Annotated in this window: 17 protein-coding genes; 3 read left to right on the forward strand and 14 right to left on the reverse strand. The window is 39.2% G+C overall.

The genetic code is table 11. The annotated features are described in order from the left end of the window. From AC3KZC_RS08545 to ggt, 6 genes are all read right to left on the reverse strand, one after another. Positions 1 to 1980 carry a transglutaminaseTgpA domain-containing protein gene (locus AC3KZC_RS08545; protein ID WP_518525919.1) on the reverse strand — a complete coding sequence of 660 codons (1980 nt, stop codon included), beginning with the start codon at positions 1978 to 1980 and terminating at the stop codon, positions 1 to 3. Positions 1981 to 1983: 3 nt separating this feature from the next. Further along, positions 1984 to 2925: a DUF58 domain-containing protein gene (locus AC3KZC_RS08550; protein ID WP_490577370.1), complete on the reverse strand. Its 942-nt coding sequence runs from the start codon at positions 2923 to 2925 to the stop codon at positions 1984 to 1986. Between the two features lie 9 nt (positions 2926 to 2934). After that, on the reverse strand, positions 2935 to 3840 hold the full coding sequence (locus AC3KZC_RS08555) for an AAA family ATPase (RefSeq protein ID WP_490577371.1): 906 nt from the start codon (positions 3838 to 3840) through the stop codon (positions 2935 to 2937). A 1134-nt stretch (positions 3841 to 4974) separates the two neighbouring features. Then, positions 4975 to 5754, reverse strand: coding sequence for a DUF2189 domain-containing protein (locus AC3KZC_RS08560; RefSeq protein WP_490577372.1), 780 nt, complete (start codon positions 5752 to 5754; stop codon positions 4975 to 4977). Positions 5755 to 6100: 346 nt separating this feature from the next. Beyond that, a complete protein-coding gene (locus AC3KZC_RS08565) occupies positions 6101 to 7795 on the reverse strand; it encodes an NAD-dependent malic enzyme (RefSeq protein WP_490577373.1) in 1695 nt (564 codons plus the stop codon). A gap of 201 nt (positions 7796 to 7996) precedes the next feature. Next, the gene (ggt, locus tag AC3KZC_RS08570) at positions 7997 to 9751 is read right to left on the reverse strand and encodes a gamma-glutamyltransferase (RefSeq protein WP_490577501.1); all 1755 of its coding nucleotides are present in this window, start codon (positions 9749 to 9751) and stop codon (positions 7997 to 7999) included. 81 nt (positions 9752 to 9832) lie between these two features. Between ggt and rrtA the strand changes: the two genes are divergently transcribed. Then, positions 9833 to 10420: a rhombosortase gene (gene rrtA, locus AC3KZC_RS08575; protein WP_490577374.1), complete on the forward strand. Its 588-nt coding sequence runs from the start codon at positions 9833 to 9835 to the stop codon at positions 10418 to 10420. 29 nt (positions 10421 to 10449) lie between these two features. Here rrtA and AC3KZC_RS08580 read toward each other — a convergent pair whose 3' ends face one another. The 6 genes from AC3KZC_RS08580 to AC3KZC_RS08605 all read right to left on the reverse strand — a co-directional run bounded on the left by AC3KZC_RS08580 (position 10450) and on the right by AC3KZC_RS08605 (position 18010). Then, the gene (locus AC3KZC_RS08580; protein WP_490577375.1) at positions 10450 to 12921 is read right to left on the reverse strand and encodes a S9 family peptidase; all 2472 of its coding nucleotides are present in this window, start codon (positions 12919 to 12921) and stop codon (positions 10450 to 10452) included. A gap of 230 nt (positions 12922 to 13151) precedes the next feature. Continuing rightward, complete coding sequence (locus AC3KZC_RS08585) at positions 13152 to 13655, reverse strand: hypothetical protein (RefSeq protein ID WP_490577502.1); 504 nt, start codon at positions 13653 to 13655, stop codon at positions 13152 to 13154. A gap of 18 nt (positions 13656 to 13673) precedes the next feature. Then, positions 13674 to 14609: a YeiH family protein gene (locus AC3KZC_RS08590; RefSeq protein WP_490577376.1), complete on the reverse strand. Its 936-nt coding sequence runs from the start codon at positions 14607 to 14609 to the stop codon at positions 13674 to 13676. A gap of 42 nt (positions 14610 to 14651) precedes the next feature. Then, positions 14652 to 15800 (reverse strand): 5-(carboxyamino)imidazole ribonucleotide synthase, encoded by a 1149-nt coding sequence (locus AC3KZC_RS08595; protein WP_490577377.1) that lies wholly within the window; start codon positions 15798 to 15800, stop codon positions 14652 to 14654. A gap of 1 nt (position 15801) precedes the next feature. Further along, the gene (gene purE / locus AC3KZC_RS08600; protein WP_490577378.1) at positions 15802 to 16284 is read right to left on the reverse strand and encodes a 5-(carboxyamino)imidazole ribonucleotide mutase; all 483 of its coding nucleotides are present in this window, start codon (positions 16282 to 16284) and stop codon (positions 15802 to 15804) included. Positions 16285 to 16423: 139 nt separating this feature from the next. After that, positions 16424 to 18010, reverse strand: coding sequence for an ABC-F family ATPase (locus AC3KZC_RS08605; RefSeq protein ID WP_490577503.1), 1587 nt, complete (start codon positions 18008 to 18010; stop codon positions 16424 to 16426). Between the two features lie 280 nt (positions 18011 to 18290). Here AC3KZC_RS08605 and AC3KZC_RS08610 point away from each other — a divergent pair, with 280 nt between their 5' ends. Then, positions 18291 to 19382 carry a branched-chain amino acid aminotransferase gene (locus AC3KZC_RS08610; RefSeq protein WP_490577379.1) on the forward strand — a complete coding sequence of 364 codons (1092 nt, stop codon included), beginning with the start codon at positions 18291 to 18293 and terminating at the stop codon, positions 19380 to 19382. Positions 19383 to 19504: 122 nt separating this feature from the next. On the opposite strand, the gene AC3KZC_RS08615 is transcribed toward AC3KZC_RS08610, so the two are convergent. Next, positions 19505 to 20044: a GNAT family N-acetyltransferase gene (locus tag AC3KZC_RS08615; RefSeq protein ID WP_490577504.1), complete on the reverse strand. Its 540-nt coding sequence runs from the start codon at positions 20042 to 20044 to the stop codon at positions 19505 to 19507. A 71-nt stretch (positions 20045 to 20115) separates the two neighbouring features. Between AC3KZC_RS08615 and AC3KZC_RS08620 the strand changes: the two genes are divergently transcribed. Next, positions 20116 to 20322: a hypothetical protein gene (locus tag AC3KZC_RS08620; RefSeq protein WP_490577380.1), complete on the forward strand. Its 207-nt coding sequence runs from the start codon at positions 20116 to 20118 to the stop codon at positions 20320 to 20322. Between the two features lie 151 nt (positions 20323 to 20473). Here AC3KZC_RS08620 and htpX read toward each other — a convergent pair whose 3' ends face one another. Further along, complete coding sequence (gene htpX / locus AC3KZC_RS08625) at positions 20474 to 21340, reverse strand: protease HtpX (RefSeq protein WP_490577381.1); 867 nt, start codon at positions 21338 to 21340, stop codon at positions 20474 to 20476. Between the last annotated feature and the right edge of the window lie 15 nt (positions 21341 to 21355).

The raw sequence follows: 21355 nt of genomic DNA on the forward strand, positions 1-21355 counted from the left end.
TTACTTCTCTCTTTTTATTATTTTAGTGACTAACTCTTTTGCTTGTTGTTGTTGTGCTGCCGTACAGTGCTCAGATTGATAACGTACTTGTGACCAAAGCGCTGAAAATTGATTCAGTAGCGGGGCTTTTTGCGGAAATAATTCAGTCAATACTCGTAATTGCGCCAAAGGCGTAGCGCCTGATTGAAACAAATCTTGGCAATCAATTTTGGAACTATTCTTTTTTGCCCAGCTTTGAAGTTGTAAATACTCTTTTGCAAGTGCGCCTTGGTATACCGGCCTATGCTGCCAACGGTAAAGTATGTAATAACACATTAACAACATAAATATACATCCCAAAACCGATAAAGTTAGGGTTAAAGGCGACCAATCACCGAATAGGTCCGCAAGTAGAGATTGTTGCGTATTGTTATCATAACCAAGTACCCAAGCTGTCCAAACAAAATCGAGGTAGTCAACTTGGTTGTAAAGCCAGTTAACCATTGGGTAGCTTGCCAAAGACAGCCAACCAAATTCTAAATTATTTAAAAACTCGGTACGATTAGATTCACTTTGTGATAAAGAACCATTGAGTCTATCAGGTGCAACCACTTTGGTAGCATCAAAAATAGTCCAACCTTGCCCCTCAAGCCATACTTCAGCCCACGCATGGGCATCATATTGGTAAATATTGTAATACTCAGTATCACTGCGCTTTTCGCCACCTAAATAGCCCGATACAACTCGAGCAGGGATCCCTGCAGAACGAAATATAAATGCAGCACTACTAGCGTAATGGCCACAAAAGCCTTTTTTGCTGAGTTGCATAAATTGGTCAATGGTATTGAGGCCTCGTAAAGGCGGTGGTGTGAGGGTATAGGAGAATGATTGTTCTGAAAAAAAATCCATTAACGCCTGAAAGATTGCCTTATCACTTTGATACTGCACCCGCAGTTTTTTAGCCAGTTGTTGGGAATAAGGGTTATCGAGCGGATCTATATCGGTATTTATTAGCCGTGTAGCGTGGTTTAACGACTGATTTTGCCAAAATACAGAGTCGCTTGATGCTTGATATTTAATGCTTTGAGACAGATTTTTTATACGGGCTAAAATACCATCGTAACGATTAACGACTTCGTCAGAATTCGATTGTGCGAAACTTAGCCCATACAACCAAGGAATTGACGATTTTTCGGCAATAATTTCATATTGGATGGCATTTAAAGATGCCGAAAAATTTTTAATTTGTGGAGTTTCACGTTCTGCATGCTCTAAAATTCCCCAACCTTGGTCATCGTATTCTTCGTGGATCATGGCGCGCCAATAAAAAGGCATAGCAGGGGCTTTTGCAGTAAATTTGGCCCGAAAAACGAGTTCAGATGATTGTGACAATTTAGCAATATCAAAAGGATTAACTGTTTCATTTAATCCAGTAGTTGCACCTGAAGGGCCGGGCAAGGCCCAAAAAGAGGGGAGTTTTGGAATAATTAAAAAACAAACTAGTGCAATCGGCAGACTAAACACCATGGTTTTTGCAGCTAAACGAATGCGAAACCACAGTAGCTGTGTGTTATCAGCCAATAAATTTAACGCTAATAAATTAAGGATGAGTAAAGAGACGCTTAATAAGGTAAAAAATAAGTTTTGTTGATATAAAAATAGACTTGCTATCAGAAAAGTTTGAGTTACAGCGATTAACTTAATATGGCGGTCTAACACGGCAATCAGTTGTTTTAACGCAATAGCACTCAGTAACATACTGACAAATAAATTCACTGTATCTGAAAAACCCACATCAATTGCTAACGTGATCATTACGGCCAGTGCTAATCCATTACCAACAAAAGTTGAAGGGCGCGTAAGTTGTTCAAGCGCACACATTAAACTCCATAAAATGATTAACAAGACAATGGCGATAAAACTCAATGAAATAAAATTTGCTAAGCTCAGTGTGATCAGTAATAAAATAAGTGCTTGGCAACTTTGGGGGTTTATTTTCACCATTTAAGCCTCACTTATTTTTTCTAAACAATGGGTTAAATGTGCAGGTCCTTGATTGGGCTCAATCACAACTTTGGGGAGTTTTACACCAAAACGTATCTCTTCTTGGTGTGCTTGGCTAACTAAAAAACTCAAATACTGTAATTTAGTTTCAAAGCTATCGGGCAGTGACTGAAGGTCAAACATAATGTCATGCCTAACAATATCATTAAACTGTTTTGCCATCAGCTCATGTTGTTTTGCATAGTGTTTCCATGAAATTCGAGCAAAATTATCGCCTTTTTGAAATGTTTTAACGCCTTCATACTCATCTTGGCCTTTTGCAGATGATTGGTCTCCTTGATCAGAACTTGACGCTTGATTACCGCGATGAAATGAGATTGCAACAGGATCAGGATAAACAAATGCCTGTTTGTGGTACAACACATAACTCCAAACGGTCACTAAACCAAACGGAAAGCGGGTAAACAGTTTGATCCGTGGCAATGTATGTTTTCCTCGCTTTGTAGGTTTTACCGTTAAGGTTACAACGGTTTTATGTTCATCAATAATTGGGCAAATAACAGGGGAGGAATTTTCACTTTGAACGACTAAATTATATAGTTTTTGTGGATTACTAAACGCTAAATTGATTTGGTAGCCGGTACTTAAATAGTTATTTTGCTTTGAAATAAACTCAACATGTGTTTCGCTTAAATTTAAATATCCTTGTACTACCGAAACCAACACTATCGAAAATAAAATATAACTGGTTAAGATAATGAGATTATTTTGATAATTACTGCCTAATAAAAAAATAAGTACTGAAAATATAATAAATAGCCAGCCTAATTTAGACGGTAAAACGTACAAGTTTTTGTGTTTTAAAATTAATAACAACTTATCGTGTTTACGCTTGATAAGTTGTTGATCAATTCGCTGGTTTATGAAGTTTTTTATTTTCATATCATGAGCTTACAAAGGTACAGTGACAGCTATCAGTAATTGCTTGATTAAATCAGAATCAGCGCTATTGCTGTTCAGATTTAATCTGTGCTCAATAACACTCGGTAAAATTGATTGAACATCATCAGGCGTCACAAAATCGCGATTATCAATAAAAGCCCAAGCTTTGGCAGCATTCATCAGCGCCAAGCTCGCACGGGGTGAAAGTGGCATCATATAGCGGCCAGGTTCTCGGGTATAAGCCACAATTGCTAAAACATAATCAATTACAGGATGCGCCACTTTAACGTGCTGCACCGCAGACTGCATATTAATAAAATCATTTAAACTCAGCACAGGTGATAGGGCATCGACCGATAAATTATTACCAAGTAAAATTTGTCTTTCAGCGGCTTGCGTTGGATAACCTAACGATAACTTCATTAAAAATCTGTCTAATTGCGATTCAGGTAACGCAAATGTACCGGCCTGATAAATTGGGTTTTGTGTTGCGATTACAAAAAATGGTGTAGGTAAATTATAGGTATGGCCATCAATACTAACTTGATGTTCTTCCATAGCTTCTAATAATGCACTTTGAGTTTTTGGACCAGCGCGATTAATCTCATCAGCTAAAATCACTTGATTGAATAAAGGCCCTTGATGAAAGCTAAAACTTTTATCTTGTAAATCGAAGATAGAAGTACCTATGATATCTGCCGGTAGCAGATCACTGGTGAATTGAATGCGTTGATAGCTCAAGCCTAACGACACTGCCAAAGCATGAGATAATGTCGTTTTGCCCATACCGGGTAAATCTTCAATCAACAAATGTCCGCGAGCGAGCAAACAGGCTAATGCTAATTTGATTTGTTTTTCTTTACCTAAAATGACTTGGCTTAAATTATTAATAACGGCTTGAATAGACATGGACAAATATTCCAAATTTTATTTTTATTTCAACTACTGAGAGAATAAAGAGAAATAGCTACAAAGCCAACCCTGAATAAAACTTATAGGCAGTCAGAGCCATTAAATTTAATGTATTTCAATAACCCCCAAAAATGTCCGATACCGTCTAGTATTGGACATTGCGATGGTATGTAGAGTTAAACGTATAAACCCTGCTTTATGATAAATATAATAAACAACCCATAATTAATGTTATGTTAAATTAGCTATTTAAATATATAAAGTAAGCCCTAGTCTTAATTCTTGCTATGTTATCAGCATCCTACTTCATCTTATTTATGGCTGAAACTAATGGCAATAAACTTATGACAAGAACCTCATTATTGGTAACTCTATTAGTACTTAATGAGTGTTTAAATCTAAAAATAATGAATCTTGTTATCAATATGAATTCTCAATGTCCTCTGCTGTTAAATAAATACGCTGTGAGACTTGGCTAGATATTCATACAGCGGCAAAACTTTGTTATTAACCTTTCTTTTTATTAAGCATTATACAGAATGTTTGTTTTATGAAATTGAAATGAGAATTTATTTACAACCTACCTATTTATTAATGATATTCGTCATTATAAATGGCTTATTGCAAATGATTTAAGATTTACCCTTGAATTTAAAATGCTATGCCACTTGAATCATTCATTTCGAATCATATTTAGTTTCACTCAGTTTTACGCTCATCATTTTTAATAGCAAAACGTTTTCAAGCGTAAGCCGTTTCTAACCTTGTATTCGATATAAAAATGAAAGTGTGTTGACCTAATCAATGAATAATTTCGGTATAACATTTGTGAGCCCAACTATGAATTAGTTCAGGGCTTCTATTGGCATTAAAATCACTAACTCACCAGAAGACTTTGGATAATTAGCATGCTGCTTTTTAGGAGACCTATTGAGAAAACATTTAAGTTAACGCTTTTTATAAAATATATGAAGAGCTATTAAGTAAACCTTGAAGTTGTTATTTCAATATCGTTCGCAAGGGTTTCTTATAGTTAATTTCATAAAACACCCTATTTAACATAACTATATTGTTCATTTAAAATAAAGGCCAATACGGTATTGGCCTTTAAGATTTAACTGTAAAAGTTAGCTACTTCTATTCATAACCACGCGGTTTTTTAGTTTTAATAATGGCGATATAGGCATGCCAGCTTGCGTAACTTAAAAGCGGCATAATGACTATAAAACCTGCTGCACCAGTTACAAATCCCAGTGCCACTAAACAAAAAATACAGATAGACCAAACAACCATGGCTGCAAAATTCTCTTTAACAGCATGAATAGATGAAATCACCGCAGTCATAATGTCGACTCTACGTTCCATCATAATTTGTGGCGTAAATGCTGAAATAGCAAATACACTGATTAATAAAATTGCGCCAATAATTGAACCCAAAGTTAAAAATGCAGAAAGCTCTTCTAATGTTGGGTTGGCATAACTTGGGTATAAAGCATGAACCAACGCAGCTAAACGCATCCAAACAATCATTATAACCATCAGTAAAATCGCAAAGCCCCACTCTCCTACCGGGTTTCTAAACATAGACTTTATGCTATGGCTAAGGGTTGGTTTATGGCCTTTTTCAAGTTCCCATGCGACATCGTACAGGCCTACAGCAAATGCAGGTCCTATTAACGCAAAGGCAACTGTAGCGGGTAATATAACTAAGTAAGTGCCTGTAAATAAAACAGAATAAACAATAGCAACGGGAATCAAGGTAAAGATCAACCCGTAGACCAAGCTTAAAATTGGTGCTTGACTCATGTCTTTAAATGCCAGCGCTAACCAATGAAAGGCAGCAAAGGTAGAAACTTTATTGCATTCTAAACAACGGGAGAATTCGTTATTTTTTTCGATTGTATGTGTTGTTGGCATAACTGCCTCCTTGTTTGAGTACTCTTTTAGGTTTAGAACACTTTATGTACTGTTGCAATGGAGACAACGACTTAGCTTAAAATAAAATACTAGAGAGCTGCACATTTACGCTTTAGCAGGATGTGCCTATTTCTTAAAGGATGCTAATTAGTTTATTGAAGATGTTTGATTAAAGAATAAATATTCAATGTTTTGCGTAAATGTACTATGCAGAAAATAAGTAAATCCATTGGGGTATTACTTTTAATTGTGAAACGAGTAAAATTAAGCCCTTATTGTTTATCCCTAAGATATTAAAATTCAGTAGATAGTAATAAAAACGCCGCATAAATGCGGCGTTAAATTGTTAGATACTCACTCGTTTATAATCACGATATTGTGGTAACCAATAATTTTTATCAATTGCCAAGCGCAGTGCTTCATCAGATATTTCTAAAGCAACGCCCTGCTCAATCGCTTTTTTAGCAACTGCAAAGGCAATTTCTTTGCTTAAAGTTTCAATTTGCGTCAGTGCAGGAAGCAAACTGCCTTTACCCGTATTGGCAAGAGGTGATGATGCTGCAAGTGTTTCACTTGAAACCATAAGCATTTCATCGGTAATGGTTTTTGCTTTAGCAGCAATCACGCCTAAACCAATACCTGGGAAAATATAACTATTATTACATTGTGGAATTGGGAATGTTTTGCCTTCATATTCAACTGGGGAAAATGGGCTACCGGTTGCTACAATTGCTTGGCCTTCAGTCCAATGGATCACATCATGTGGCACAGCTTCAACTTGTTTTGACGGATTACTTAAAGGGAAAATAATCGGCTTGTCGCAACCTTGGTACATGGCACGAATGACTTGCTCAGTAAATAACCCAGGTTGCCCTGATACACCAATTAATATCTGAGGTTTAGCGCAGTGCATTACATCAAGTAACGAGGCATATTCACCACTAAAAGACCAATCTGCAAGCGTGGTATCATTTTGTACCAGTGCTTGTTGGAAGTCACGTAAGTCAGCCATGCCATCAGTGAGTAAGCCAAAACGGTCAACCATAAAGATTTGGCTACGTGCTTGTGCATCTGAAATGCCTTCAAATACCATTTGGCTAATAATTTGCTCTGCAATACCACAGCCTGCTGAACCTGCACCGACAAACGCAACCGTTTGATCAGATAGCTTTTCACCTTTAACACGACACGCCGCTAATAAAGAGCCAACAGTAATCGCAGCTGTACCTTGAATATCATCATTAAAACTACAGATTTCATTGCGGTAGCGTTTTAGTAATGGCATTGCATTAGGCTGTGCAAAATCTTCAAATTGAAGCAATACATTTGGCCAGCGACGTTTAACTGCATTGATAAACAGGTCTAAAAACTCATCATACTCAGCTTGGCCAATACGCTTATGGCGCGCCCCCATGTACATTGGATCTTTAAGCAGTTTTTCATTATTCGTGCCGACATCAAGCATTACTGGCAAAGTATAAGCTGGGCTAATACCGCCACATGCGGTATATAACGATAGTTTACCAATTGGGATCCCCATGCCACCAATGCCTTGGTCACCTAAACCTAAAATACGTTCACCATCAGTTACAACGATAACCTTTACTTTGCCTTTGGTGGCATTACGTAAAATATCATCGATTTGGTGACGGTCTTCATAAGAAATAAATAAGCCACGTGCACTGCGGTAAATATCCGAGAACTGCTCACAGGCATCACCCACTGTTGGAGTGTAAATAATAGGCATCATTTCTTCTAAATGATCACGTACCAAACGGTAGTAAAGCGTTTCGTTATTATCTTGGATAGCACGTAAGTAGATGTGTTTGTTTAAGTTATCGGTAAAGCTAGAATATTGCTGGTAACAGCGTTTAACTTGCTCTTCGATCGACTCAAATCGTGGTGGTAATAAACCCATTAAATTAAAGCTTTCACGTTCACGTTTAGTAAACGCACTCCCTTTATTTAATAAAGGTGTTTCAATGAGCTTCGGACCCGAATGCGGGATGTAGAGAAAGTTTTTAGTGTCTTTATTAGTCATTAGATCTCAGGCAGTGTTCAATTTACAAAAAGAATGTATAACCGCCAATTATTGCTTCAAAACATAAAATTACAAGCACTATTCGTCTAAGCTGACCACTAATAAGATGAATTACAAAAGAATTAACATTGTTGCGACATCAATCACAGGATATTTAAAAGACCGTTGAAATAAGCGTACTTACTTCAACGGTCTTTTTTATTAATTAACGGTTAAATCGGATAAAACGATGCCTTCACGACGAGGATCTGCACCGCCATAATATTTACCGTTAATTATCTCGATCCCATGCAGGCCTGAGTTTAAATCGACTACTTGTACTTTATGTCCAAGCTGTTCAAATTGGGTTTTTAAGTCAGCCACTGTGGTGTCTTTTTCTAAAGAAGTAATTTTGTTTCTATTGGTGATTTTGGGTAAATCAATCGCTTGCTGAATGGTTAATTGCCAATCGAGCACCCCTATAATAGTGTGTGCAACGTAGTTAATAATACGGCTGCCACCAGGAGATCCCACAATTAATCGCAATGAACCATCACTATTAAACACCATCATCGGTGACATTGAGCTGCGTGGGCGTTTATTACTTTCAACGCGATTAATTAAAGGTTTGCCGTCGGTCATTGGTGAGAGTGCGAAATCGGTTAATTGATTATTCAATAAATATCCATTAACCATTAGCGCAGAACCAAATGCCATTTCAATGGAGGTGGTCATTGATATCGCATTACCTTGAGCATCAATAATCGACATATGGCTAGTTGATGGCATTTCATAAGCATCATCATTCGCAAAAGCCAGTTTGATATCGGGTTTACCGACTAACGCTTGGCCCATATCTTTATCTGTGATGAGCTGTGAGCGGGCTTTAATATAGTCTTTATCAAGAAGCTTCATCACATCGACTGATACAAAATCTGGATCGCCCAAATATACATCCCTATCAGCAAAAGCAAGACGTGAAGCTTGGGTAAAATAATGCAGCGCTTTGACATCATTAACTGGATAGTCTTTTAAGTTTTTAGATTCAAGTAAACTTAAAATTTCAAGCACTGCAATGCCCCCCGAACTCGGCGGCCCCATCGAGCATACTTTAAACTGATGGTATGGCGCACAAACTGCTTCGCGCAATTTTGCTTGATAATTATTGATGTCTTGCTCGGTTAACAAGCCTGGGGCGACCGCTGAGTTCTGAACAGTTTGAGCAAGTTGTTTGGCATTATCACCTTGGTAAAAAGCACTGACACCTTCTTTTGCTAATGTGCGATAAAAAGTTGCTAACTCTGGGTTTTTCTTTATTGTGCCAGCTTTGATGGCTTCACCATTTGGAAAAAAGTACTCCTTGGTGCCTGCCAGTTGATGTACGCCAGGGTTAAACTGTTTTTTAAGCAACATTTCTAAGCGCGGCGATACTGTAAAGCCCTGCTCTGCCAATTCAATGGCAGGTTGAAATAAAGCCGACCAAGGTAATTTTCCCTCTACGGTGTGCGCTTTTGCTAATGCCGCAAGGACACCAGGTACACCCACAGAGCGCCCACCAACGACTGCTTTAATCCAAGGAATTGCGTTGCCGTCTTTATCTAAAAATAAATCAGGCGTCGCAGCCAAAGGTGCTGTCTCACGGCCATCATAAGTAATAAGGGTCTTGGTCTGTTGGTTATAATTAAGAATAAATGCACCACCGCCTATCCCCGACGATTGTGGTTCAACGAGTGTGAGTACAAGTTGCACTGCAATGGCCGCATCGATGGCACTGCCACCTTGCGCCAACATTAATTGGCCTGCTTTTACAGCATAAGGATTCGCCGCGGCCACCATATATTTTTGGCCCGCAACCGTTTTTTTAATTTCAAAACCTGTTTTTGCTTCCGGTTCGCGGTCTTCTCTTGGCACTGTGTTGGCCAATGCCGTCAACGGAATTAATACACATAAAAAGAAAGAACTTAATTTAAACATAATGGCGATTCTTGTTGATTGTTAATTGGCATATTAATGCGAAGCAGGCACAATAAGCAAAAAAATTATATGTATATAATATAAATGCTTAATTTACCCCTTCAAGCACGCTTTATCGTTGCTCCGCTTATCTTGATAGTGTTTAGCACCGTGATCCAATCCTTCAATTTAATTGGATTATTTGAATACGATCGGACTCTGATTTTACAAGGCGAACTTTGGCGCTTAGTGACCGGCCATTTTGCCCATTCTAATTTTAATCACTTAGCGTTGAACTGCGCGGGTGTTGTGTTGATTTGGGCTTTGCACGGTGAATATCGGCAAACCCTAGGCTATTTCACCCAACTGATTGTTTTATCTGTTTTATGCAGTATTGGTTTATTGTTGTTTTACCCTGATACTCACAGCTATGTTGGGTTAAGTGGCATATTACATGGCGTTATTATTTTAGGGGCAATTAAAGATATGCAATTGGGTATGCGTTCTGGTTTTGTTTTGTTTTTAGGGGGTTGGCTTAAAATTGCATTTGAGCAGTTTCAGGGCCCTGATGCTGATATCGGACATTTAATAAATGCGCGCGTTGCAATCGAGGCACATCTACTTGGCGCTCTTGCGGGCTCATTTTATTTGGCGGTTTGGTTTATTGAATATTTAAAAAAACGCCGCAATTAATGCGGCGTTGTTGTGTTTAGGTTAACTGCTTACAGGGTTTCTTTAAACAGTTTATAAATGCGACGATATTCATCTAACCAGCTTGAAGGTTGGCGAAAGCCATGCGGTTCAACCGGATAAATAGCGGTTTCAAAGTTTTCTTTTTCAAGTTCAATAAAACGCTGCACTAAACGCACCACATCTTGGAAAAACACATTATCGTCAACCATAGGTGCGTTGATGAGTAATCTGTCTTCTAACCCTTGGGCAAAATAAATCGGTGAACTGCGCTCATACGCAATTGGGTCAACATCTGGGTGATTTAGAATGTTTGAGGTGTAAGGGCCATTATAATGAGCCCAATCACTGACAGGGCGAAGTGCCGCACCTGATTGGAATAATTCAGGGCGTGTCATTAAGGCCATAAAAGTCATAAATCCACCGTAAGAACCGCCATAGGTTCCCACCGCATCTTTATTAACGTTTACATTATCGACCATCCAATTAATACCATCAGCTAAATCCTCGATTTCAGGCTTACCCATATGGCGATAAATTGCGGTACGCCAATCTCGGCCATACCCTTTTGATGCACGATAATCCATGTCCATCACTACATACCCTTCACTGGCTAATAATGAATGGAACATAAATTCACGGAAATACCCAGACCAACCTAGATGTGAATTTTGTAGATACCCAGCACCATGATTAAAAATAACCGCTTTACGGTTTTTACCCGTTTCACCTTCTTTATAATCGGCAGGGTAATACACTTTGGCATAAACAGGCTGTGTGCCGTGGCTTGATGGGACAGCTACAATCTGTGGCGCAATTAATTGGGTGTTTTTAAATTGCTCGGTGACCGTATGAGTTAATTGCATCAGAGGAGATGGTTTTGATGCATCACTAATAAATAGCTCTGGTGGATTTAACAATGTTGAATGGGTCAGTAATAACTTGTTGGCATCTGGGCTTAACTGGTAATCCGTCATACCATTTAAGTCAGTTAGCGCACTCGATTGGCCTGTCGCTAAATCTAATTGATACACCTCATAAATACCGGGGTGTTTTTGATTGGCTTTATATAAAATGCGGTTATTTTTAGCATCTACGGTTAAGTTAGAAACGACAAACTGCCCTTTTGTTTGCTGCTGTGCTTTTTTACCGAGTTCTTTAGTGTAGATGTGGCTATAGCCCGACTCTTCCGATAAATAATACAGGCTATTGCTGTTAGCTAACCAACCAAAATCATTATAGGTGTAATTAACCCACGCGGTGTCATGTAAGCGGTGCTGTGAAACGAGTTTATTGCTGTCAAAATCAACCGTGGCAATCCAGCGATCTTTGTTATCCCACGCTTCAAGCATAATGGCAACATTTTCGCCATTTTGTTGCCATTGAATTGCAGTTTGCTCCCAGCCCCAATCACTCATTAAATTAATATCACGCGGTTTTTTCTCGCTGATGTATTTTTTACCTTCACGGGCAAAGTTTTCTGCTTTTACAGAAGCTAGCACATCTTCATCAAAACCCGGCAAGGTGTCATAAGCTAAACTTGTTTGTGTTCCAGTGGCTAAATCAAGTAGCAATACTGTTGAGCTAGCTGGCTTTTCATCAGCAACACGACGACGTGCTGGTACAGAGTCAATACCGCCATCATTGGTAATGTAGTTCGGCATAATATCGCTTTCATCACGCCAAGATTTTTCTGGCGTGATCACTGCAATCATGTGAGTGCCCTTTGGTGATAAAGACACCTCAACCAGTTCCATGCCTTTTCCTAAATAAAAATCGGCATTAAATGTTGCTGCATTATTTTGTTTAATTTGCTCTTGACGTTCAGCTCGTTGTTTTTTATTTTCGTGGGTTAACGCCACATATTCAATTAACTTGTGCTGTTCTTTAGCAATATAACTTGAAGGCTCTTGAATGCCTTTTGGTTTATCAGCAAGAGATAGCTGTGCTAGTTGCTCGGTTAAACCCGTCGTTAAATTGATTTTATAAAAACCATTCCCTTCACGATAAGCAAGCTCACCCGAATTTAAAAATTGTAAGCTAGAGGCATTTGCTTTACTGCGAGTGATTTGTTTAATCGAATTAGTGCTGATGTCTTTAACAAAAATATTGCCTTCAAACACATAAGCATTGAGTTGTTTGTCTTGGCTAAAAACACTGTTTGCTGCACCGATTTGATGAAGTTGCGACAATTCAACAGCTTGATTTTGCGCGGTGCTTGATACTTGACGTGAAAACGTATCACGCAATTCAGAGCCTAATTGTTTTTGTTGAAAATAAATGCTGGCAGAATCAGCGCTCCAAAAGCTTCGCTCAGGTGAACGTGCAAACCAATCTGGATGTGCCATTGCTTGTTCAAGCGTCATGCCTGCACCCGAAGTGGTATTGCTAACAATTACAGGGGCAACAGCTGCTATTTGTTGTTCTTGTTTTGAAATTGTGGTGGTTTGACAGGCGGTCAAAGTAGAAAGGATTGCAAGTGCTATGAGAGACTGTTTTATCATGGGTTTACTTATCGTCTGTTTAAATTGGTTTTATTAAACAAAACATAGCGATAAATAGCAATTGCATTGAGCACAGATATTTGTCTATTGGTCTCTAGAGGATAAAAAAAGGCCAGTTAATACTGGCCCAATACGCTACACTAACAAAAATTGGAGAAATGAACACAATCACATGTTCAGTAGAGTAGACATTTAACGCTATAAATTAGTTCAATTTTCAGACAACAAATTTAAAATAATTGTACTAATCCAGATTCACCATGAAAGTCACCCACTAACCATATTTGTTCAAATGGATGAGAATCCGGAATGTAGAGTGCGTGTTTAATCGATATAATATCTTCTGCTTGCCACAACAAACTGGCGTTGCGGATCACCAGCCAGACATTATCACTTTGATAACGTTTTTGGGCTTTATTATGCAATAAGCGCTGCAAGGCGGTTTGAAGTCTAAGTTCACTAGGTTCTTGCATCATTTGGGCAAGCTCTTGTTGCATTTCAAGCGAGATCTCTCGCCCTAAAATCGCCATTGCTTCTGTTTCTGAACCATATAAATGGGCAATTTCTAAATCGAGTTTTTTATCTTCACGATAGCAACTCACATCGGGTTTGTTTGGTTCGTTATGCCAAATATGGCGCATTCTTATATTAGTATTTCGCTCATAAAGCTTCATAAAAAGCGCTGCAGCTTGGTGCTCTAATTGTATTTTTTCGTGTTGGCTTGTTGCATTCATCATTGTTGTATCATCAAACTAAATTAAACCATCTAAAACCATAAACAAAATCAGACTACTGACAATGCACCATAAAATCAATGCCATTAAAAATGGTTTAGGGCCAACCTGTTTAAGTGTGCTAAGCGTCATACCTGAACCAATCAAAAATAAAGTCATCACCAAAACTTGTTTAGCGCCTGTGCTGAGCATTTGCCACACAGCCTGATGCTCTGGCCATGTGCTATTAATGAGCGCTGCCAGCACAAAACCAACAATAAAAAGTGGAATACTCGCTTTTTCTTCCGATTTCCAAAATACCCCAGCAATGGCTGTGTAGGGGATAATCCACATTGCACGGGTTAATTTTATGGTGGTTGCAAGTGTGACTGCCGCCGCCCCAAAACTGGCTGATGCAGCAACTACTGTGCTGGTATCATGAATGGCAAGCGCGGCCCAATAAGCAAATTGCTGCTCAGTTAAATTTAAATAATGGCCAACCGCCGGAAAAATAAATAAAGCCAAAGCATTGAGTGAAAAAACAATGGCCAAAGCCACGGCTATCTCTTCATCTTTTGCTTTGATGACAGGAGCCATTGCCGCAATGGCTGAACCGCCACAAATAGCGGTGCCAAAAGAAATCAGTAACCCGGTATTACGTGCCACTTTAAACCACTGCGCAAGAATTTCACCCAGGCCAATAATCGCGGTGATGCTCACTAGGGTGAGTACAATTGAACTGCGCCCTACTTCAAGCACTTGATTAATATCAACCGAAAACCCTAGCCCAATTACTGCGCATTTCAACGTCCATTTACTTAACTGGCTGGCTTGTTTTGTAAAAGGGTTACCAATAAATACACTGAATAAAAAGCCAAGAATTAATGCTGTTCCTGAGCCAATAAACGGGATTAAGCAAAACAACATTAAAAAAAGGTAAGCTAACTTTTTACAAAACAGTTGATTGATGTGCATAGTGTATTGACCATAAAAAAGCCGAGCTAAGCTCGGCTTTTATTACTGATTGAGTAAGCGATCGGCCGTGGCTTTGACACCCGGATAATCGTGCTCCGGTAACAGAGTTGCAAGCACATTAAGCTTGTTTGCAAGTTCTGTTGCCGTTGCCGCTGAGACGTTAATATGACCCATTTTACGGCCTGGTTTTTGATTTTTACCATACCAATGACTTTTCACATCAGCAATGCTTAAAACCTCTGAGTTGATTTGAGCCTGACCGAGCACATTGATCATCACACTTGGCTTTTGCAGCTCAGTATTACCTAAAGGTAAACCTGCCACAGCACGAAGATGATTTTCAAATTGGCTACATGCAGTGCCTTGCTGTGTCCAATGGCCTGAGTTATGAACCCGAGGTGCAATTTCATTCACCATTAATTGGCCTGCAACATCAAAAAATTCAATCGCCATCACACCCACATAATCCATTTCAGCGGTGAGTTTTTTAAACGCGTCAATGGCTTGATTTTGCACTGTTGCATCAACAAAACCGGCTAATGAAAGTGTCAGTACCCCGTTGGTATGTTGGTTTTCAGTAACAGGGTAAATCGCAAATTCACCTTGTTTATTGCGCGCTCCAATGACTGACACTTCACGATCAAAGGGGATCATTTTTTCAGCGATAATCGAGTGTGGAAAATCAGCAGTACCACGTGCTAAAAATTCGGCCATTTCAAGCCAAATAGCATCAAGCTTATCAAGTGATTTTAAGCGCCATTGACCTTTGCCATCGTAGCCAGCTTGGCAGGTTTTGATCACCAAAGGTAAACCAAGCGCGTGTGCTGCGGCGACAAAATGCGCTTTTTCAGTAATTAACTGATATGGCGCAGACGGCACATTGGCTTTATCAAGTAAGGCTTTTTCAATGCTGCGATCGCCACCGGCTTTTATCGCTGCTTTACCTGGGTAAAACTTACCGCTCGCACAACAAAGCGCTAACACATCATCAGGAATGTGTTCAAACTCTGCGGTGATCACATCAACAAACGCAATAGCTTGCTCAAGGGTTTGATCAAATTCTGTAAGTGTTAGAGGATGGACAATTTTTTGGCTGCCAACATCAAAAGCCCGCACATTTAAATTTAGCGGCGCGCCTTCTAAACTCATCATGCGTGCTAGTTGGCCCGCACCTAATACTAATATGTTCATATTAAATCGCTGGATCTGGGTTTGCTAATACTGATTCTGTTTGTTCTTTGCGAAATGCTTCGATTTTGGCAAAAATTTCAGGTTGTTGACAGCCCAGAATTTGCGCCGCTAATAAACCTGCATTTGCTGCGCCCGGCTCACCTATTGCAAGAGTCCCTACTGCGACACCTTTTGGCATTTGGCAAATTGATAATAAAGAGTCGATACCATTTAGCGCTTTTGATTTTACTGGTACACCTAGTACAGGCAAGCTAGTAAATGCAGCTGCCATACCCGGTAAATGCGCTGCGCCGCCTGCGCCTGCGATAATCACTTTGATGCCGCGCTCTGCTGCTGTTGATGCATATTCTGCTAATAATTGAGGAGTACGGTGCGCCGAAACAACTTTAGTTTCGTATGCGATGCCAAAACGCTCAAGCATTTGCGCCGCATGTTCCATGGTAGGCCAGTCTGATTTTGATCCCATGATAATGCCAACAGTCATAAATATTCCTCAGATTTTTTTGGGGTTAAGAATTCGATACTTAGGGTTAGGTGCGCATTATACATCGCAATAGGTGTTAGTCTAAGCATTGCAACAAAAAAGCCATGCATGAGCATGGCTTTTTATTGATTTAGAATCGTTAAACGACTTGCGAAGCTAAATATTCTTCGTAAGTACCTTGGAAATCGATGATTTTACCATCTTTGATTTCCCATACACGCGTTGCGATTGATGATACAAATTGACGGTCATGTGATACGAAAAACAACGTGCCTTCAAAATGTTCAAGTGCGGTATTGAGAGATTCAATTGATTCCATGTCCATGTGATTGGTCGGCTCATCCATTAGTAAGATATTATGCTTGTGCATCATTAACTTACCAAATAGCATGCGACCTTGCTCACCACCAGAAATGACCTTAACTGACTTGGTAATGTCGTTTTGTGAAAACAGTAAACGGCCTAAGAAACCACGCACAACTTGCTCGTCATCACCTGGTTGTTGCCATTGCTCCATCCACTGAAATAGCGTCTGGTCTTTTTCAAAGTCATGAGCATGATCTTGGGCATAATAACCAATATTGGCATTTTCAGACCATTTAAATGAGCCTGACTTTGGTGCTAATTTACCCGCTAAGGTATTAAGTAATGTGGTTTTACCCGCACCATTTTCACCGATAATGGCAATACGCTCGCCTACTTCAACTAAACCATTAAGATTTGAAAATAACGTTGTATCAAAACCTTGGCTTAAACTTTCAAGCTCTAAAGCATTACGGAATAATTGTTTTTCTTGCACAAAACGAATAAACGGATTTTGACGGCTAGACGCTTTTACTTCGCTTAATTGAATTTTATCAATTTGTTTTGCACGGGAGGTTGCCTGTTTTGCTTTTGATGCATTAGCAGAGAAACGCGATACGAATTGCTGTAATTCAGTAATTTGTGCTTTTTTCTTCGCATTATCTGAAATTAAACGTTCGCGCGCTTGAGTCGCTGCAGTCATGTATTCATCGTAATTACCGGCATATAAACGCAAGTCGTTATAATCAATATCAGCCATGTGAGTACACACTGAATTTAAGAAATGACGGTCATGGGAAATAATAATCATGGTGCAATTACGTTGGTTAAGTATGTCTTCTAACCATTTAATCGCATAAATGTCCAAGTTATTAGTCGGCTCATCAAGTAGCATGATGTCTGGTTCAGCAAACAATACTTGTGCAAGTAATACGCGAAGTTTCCAGCCCGGTGCAATTTCAGACATTAAGCCATAGTGCTGGGCCACATCAATACCTACGCCTAATAACAGTTCACCTGCTTTAGATTCGGCAGAGTAACCGTCCATTTCAGCAAATTCACTTTCAAGATCAGCAACACGCATGCCATCTTCTTCGCTCATTTCTGGCAATGAATAAATACGGTCACGTTCTTGTTTTACTTTCCACAGTTCTTTATGGCCCATGATCACAGTATCAATAACTGTATATTGCTCATACGCGAACTGATCTTGGTTTAGTTTTGCCACACGCTCGTTAGGATCAGTACTGACATTGCCTTGTGATGGTTCAAGCTCGCCGCTTAAAATCTTCATGAAAGTCGATTTACCACAGCCATTTGCGCCGATTAAACCATAACGGTTACCTTCACCAAATTTAACTGAAATATTTTCAAATAAAGGCTTAGCACCAAATTGCATGGTGATATTAGCTGTACTAATGATAAGAGTATCCTCCGTCCAATTACGAATTGTGACTTAATCTATAAAAATGGGCTCAATTTTACCGTAAGTCTCACCCCATTGCTAATGCTAAAACGGCTTTGCTGTAAATGAAATCGGGCTTGGTCTGAGATATTTTTTATGCCTGATAATTGCAATTAACCCAAAAGGAATTCATTATGCTCGCAATCATTAATAAGTTGCTTACATTCTGTTTTGCCTAACACGATTTATTAGGCATCCCTCATCTAACATTGTGCAACATCATATCGGGCAAGTCGCTGTGGAAATTAAATACCAACTAAAATCGCTGTCACAAAGACGAAGTGAACCTTTTACACCGCAAGATAATATCGGGTTTGGACGTATTCGTACCGACCATATGTTTTTAATGGATTATGATAATGGTCAGTGGATAAACCCACGGATTATTCCTTATGGTCCTATTCCTATTTCACCCGGCGCTATGGCTTTGCATTACGGCCAAGCTATTTTTGAAGGTGCTAAAGCGTTTTTACATAACGATGATGAAATTTATACGTTCCGTTTAGCCAAGAATACTGAGCGCTTAAATGAATCAGCAAAAATTATGTGTATGCCAGAAGTCCCCACTGACATGCAAATGCAAGCCATTGAAGCCTTAATTGATGTAGAGCGTTTGTGGTTTCCACGCCAAGATGGCGCATGTTTGTATATTCGCCCATTTTTATTTGCAACCGAAGATAATATCTCGGTTCGTAGCAGCCAAAATTATACTTTTTGCGTGATGTTAAGTCCAAGTGGTGCGTATTACCCAGAAGGAAATAATAATGCAATTTCATTATTAATTTCTAAAAAATACCACCGTGCGGTATCAGGTGGCACAGGCAGTGCAAAAGCTGCGGGAAATTATGCTGCCTCGTTACGTGCAGGCATAGCTGCAAAAGAAAAAGGCGCGGTACAAGTACTGTATCTTGATTCAACCAATCAACGCATTGAAGAAGCGGGCGCGATGAATCATTTTCATGTGCTAAAAGATGGCACTATCATCATTCCTGAATTTACAGATACCATCTTAAAATCAATCACCTCACAATCGGTGTTAGCGCTTGGTCAATTACTTGGCTGCGAAATTCGTCAAGAAACGGTTTACCTTGAAAAGTTTATTGCTGACATTGAAGCGGGTGAAATTGTTGAAGCCGGTGGTTTTGGAACTGCAGCTGTGGTTTCTGCTGTAGGTCATTATATTTTTGAAGATGGCACTAAAATCAAAGTGGGTAATGGTGAAATTGGCCCAACTACACAAAAATTATATGCCTTGTATTCAGCGATTCAAACAGGCCAACATGCCGATGAGCTAAGTTGGTTAAAGCAAGTCCCCCACCGCCTTATTTAATCTCTCTTAAAAAGGTTGCTCTAGTGAGCAACCTTTCTTTTGTTAACTTCTATTATTTTATTACTCAGTATTTACGAATTACTTCTTTCAACATTTTGGTATGATGTGTTCTTTTAAATTAATTACAATTTTAGCTGATAGGATATAATTTCATTTTCTGATTTAATGAATTTCAGTTTGTTAAGTAGTTTTAAACTGGCGGTATTATCTTTATGACACCTTGCGACGAGAGTCATCAGTCTTGGCATTGAATTAGCTGAGCGGTAATAATCTAGCAAAGCTGCTAATGCTTCAGCCATTAAGCCTAATTGCCAATAATCAGGATGTAATTCAAAGCCTATTTCACCTTGATTAATATCATGTGCGTAGTTGTAAATACCACATGAACCAATCACCTTTTTATTGTATTCAATAGACCAACGGCCTCCTTCTTCTTGATACCAAAGATCTAAATCACTTTGTAGATAAGACTTAAAATCGGCGAAATCAATAAAGGTAGGTATGTCATTGTATTTACCTACTAAGGGGTGTGATAGTATCTCGAGCAATGCAGGAGCGTCTCGGTAGCTTAGTGGTTTGAGTCTTAAACGTTCAGTGATAAAACTTGGCTGTGTTTTAGAATTGATACAAACTCCGAAGCAACAAAATAAGCGGGCTTGTATGGTAACAGGTCAAAGCATTATTGAGTAGCACCCGACACCTTATCGATTGATTTTATAAATTGGAGTAAAACATGACAGAAAGCTTTAAAGTGATCCCCCCTACTACCACTGTTTATTGCCCCACCCGAGGTGAAGGCTGGACATTAACCGGGATCACAAGCCTTAATGAACGTACATCCGTAATGTTTGGTGGTACACGCTACACCATTAATGCACAAGAAGTAGTTGAAGTGTTGTTACCTAATGCACTAGCCCGCGCAGAACAAAACCAATCATAAATAATTTGTAGAATTAACTGGAACAAAACAGAACTTCCACTATAAATAATGGGTAGGTGATCACCTATTCCAAATGGATCTGTTTCTGAAACTAAAAAGCGCTGTGTTAACAGCGCTTTTTCTTTGTGTATTTATTATTAAGCTTAAACAATTAGCGCAATGCGTTAATACGCTCTTCAAGTGGCGGGTGCGATGAGAAGAAATCAGCTAACCCTTTACCTGATGCAATACCAAAGGCCATCATAGAACCTTGTAATTGTGAAGGGTGGTTTGCTTGTAAGCGCTCAAGTGCGGCACGCATTTTATGTGCACCAACGAGATCAGCTGCGCCTTTATCGGCAGCAAATTCACGTTTACGGCTAAAGTACGCCACAACTACCGACGCTAAAATTCCAAATACTATTTGGAAAATCATATCAAAAATGAAATACGTCCACGATGGACCTGTATTTTCTTCTTCAGAGTTACTATTTAAGAAATTATCTACAATTCCAGCAAGCACTTTAGAAATAAAGATAACAAAGGTATTCACCACACCTTGGATAAGCGTGAGGGTCACCATGTCACCATTAGCAATATGAGATACTTCGTGTGCAAGTACCGCTTCAGCTTCATCGGCGCTCATACTGCGCAGCAAACCGGTGCTCACTGCAACTAACGAATTGTTTTTGCTTGGGCCTGTTGCAAATGCGTTCATTTCTGGGCTGTCATAAATTGCCACTTCTGGCATTTTGATATTGGCTTTTTTGGCTTGTGCAGCAACCGTATCAACAAGCCACTTTTCAGTTTCATTACGTGGATGTTCAATTACATGCGCACCCGTTGATTTTTTAGCCATCCATTTAGACATGTAAAGCGAAATAAACGAGCCACCAAAACCAAACACGGTCGATATCATTAAAATACCGCCTAAACTGCGATTATCGATGCCAAACACGCTCATCAATACCGACAACACAATACCAAGCACTAACATTACAGCTAGATTGGTAATTAAAAACAATACAATACGTTTCATATAAACCTCATTAAA

It is taken from the genome of Pseudoalteromonas sp. J2K-J031, from assembly GCF_058197095.2.

What these genes read in the sequence shown, in the direction of transcription:
- AC3KZC_RS08595 (WP_490577377.1), bottom strand. Translation starts at nt 15,800, where the DNA reads ATGAACATATTAGTATTAGGTGCGGGCCAACTAGCACGCATGATGAGT.
- rrtA (WP_490577374.1), top strand. Translation starts at nt 9,833, where the DNA reads ATGCTTAATTTACCCCTTCAAGCACGCTTTATCGTTGCTCCGCTTATC.
- AC3KZC_RS08565 (WP_490577373.1), bottom strand. Translation starts at nt 7,795, where the DNA reads ATGACTAATAAAGACACTAAAAACTTTCTCTACATCCCGCATTCGGGT.
- AC3KZC_RS08585 (WP_490577502.1), bottom strand. Translation starts at nt 13,655, where the DNA reads ATGAATGCAACAAGCCAACACGAAAAAATACAATTAGAGCACCAAGCT.
- htpX (WP_490577381.1), bottom strand. Translation starts at nt 21,340, where the DNA reads ATGAAACGTATTGTATTGTTTTTAATTACCAATCTAGCTGTAATGTTA.
- AC3KZC_RS08550 (WP_490577370.1), bottom strand. Translation starts at nt 2,925, where the DNA reads ATGAAAATAAAAAACTTCATAAACCAGCGAATTGATCAACAACTTATC.
- purE (WP_490577378.1), bottom strand. Translation starts at nt 16,284, where the DNA reads ATGACTGTTGGCATTATCATGGGATCAAAATCAGACTGGCCTACCATG.
- AC3KZC_RS08590 (WP_490577376.1), bottom strand. Translation starts at nt 14,609, where the DNA reads ATGCACATCAATCAACTGTTTTGTAAAAAGTTAGCTTACCTTTTTTTA.
- AC3KZC_RS08580 (WP_490577375.1), bottom strand. Translation starts at nt 12,921, where the DNA reads ATGATAAAACAGTCTCTCATAGCACTTGCAATCCTTTCTACTTTGACC.
- AC3KZC_RS08620 (WP_490577380.1), top strand. Translation starts at nt 20,116, where the DNA reads ATGACAGAAAGCTTTAAAGTGATCCCCCCTACTACCACTGTTTATTGC.
- AC3KZC_RS08560 (WP_490577372.1), bottom strand. Translation starts at nt 5,754, where the DNA reads ATGCCAACAACACATACAATCGAAAAAAATAACGAATTCTCCCGTTGT.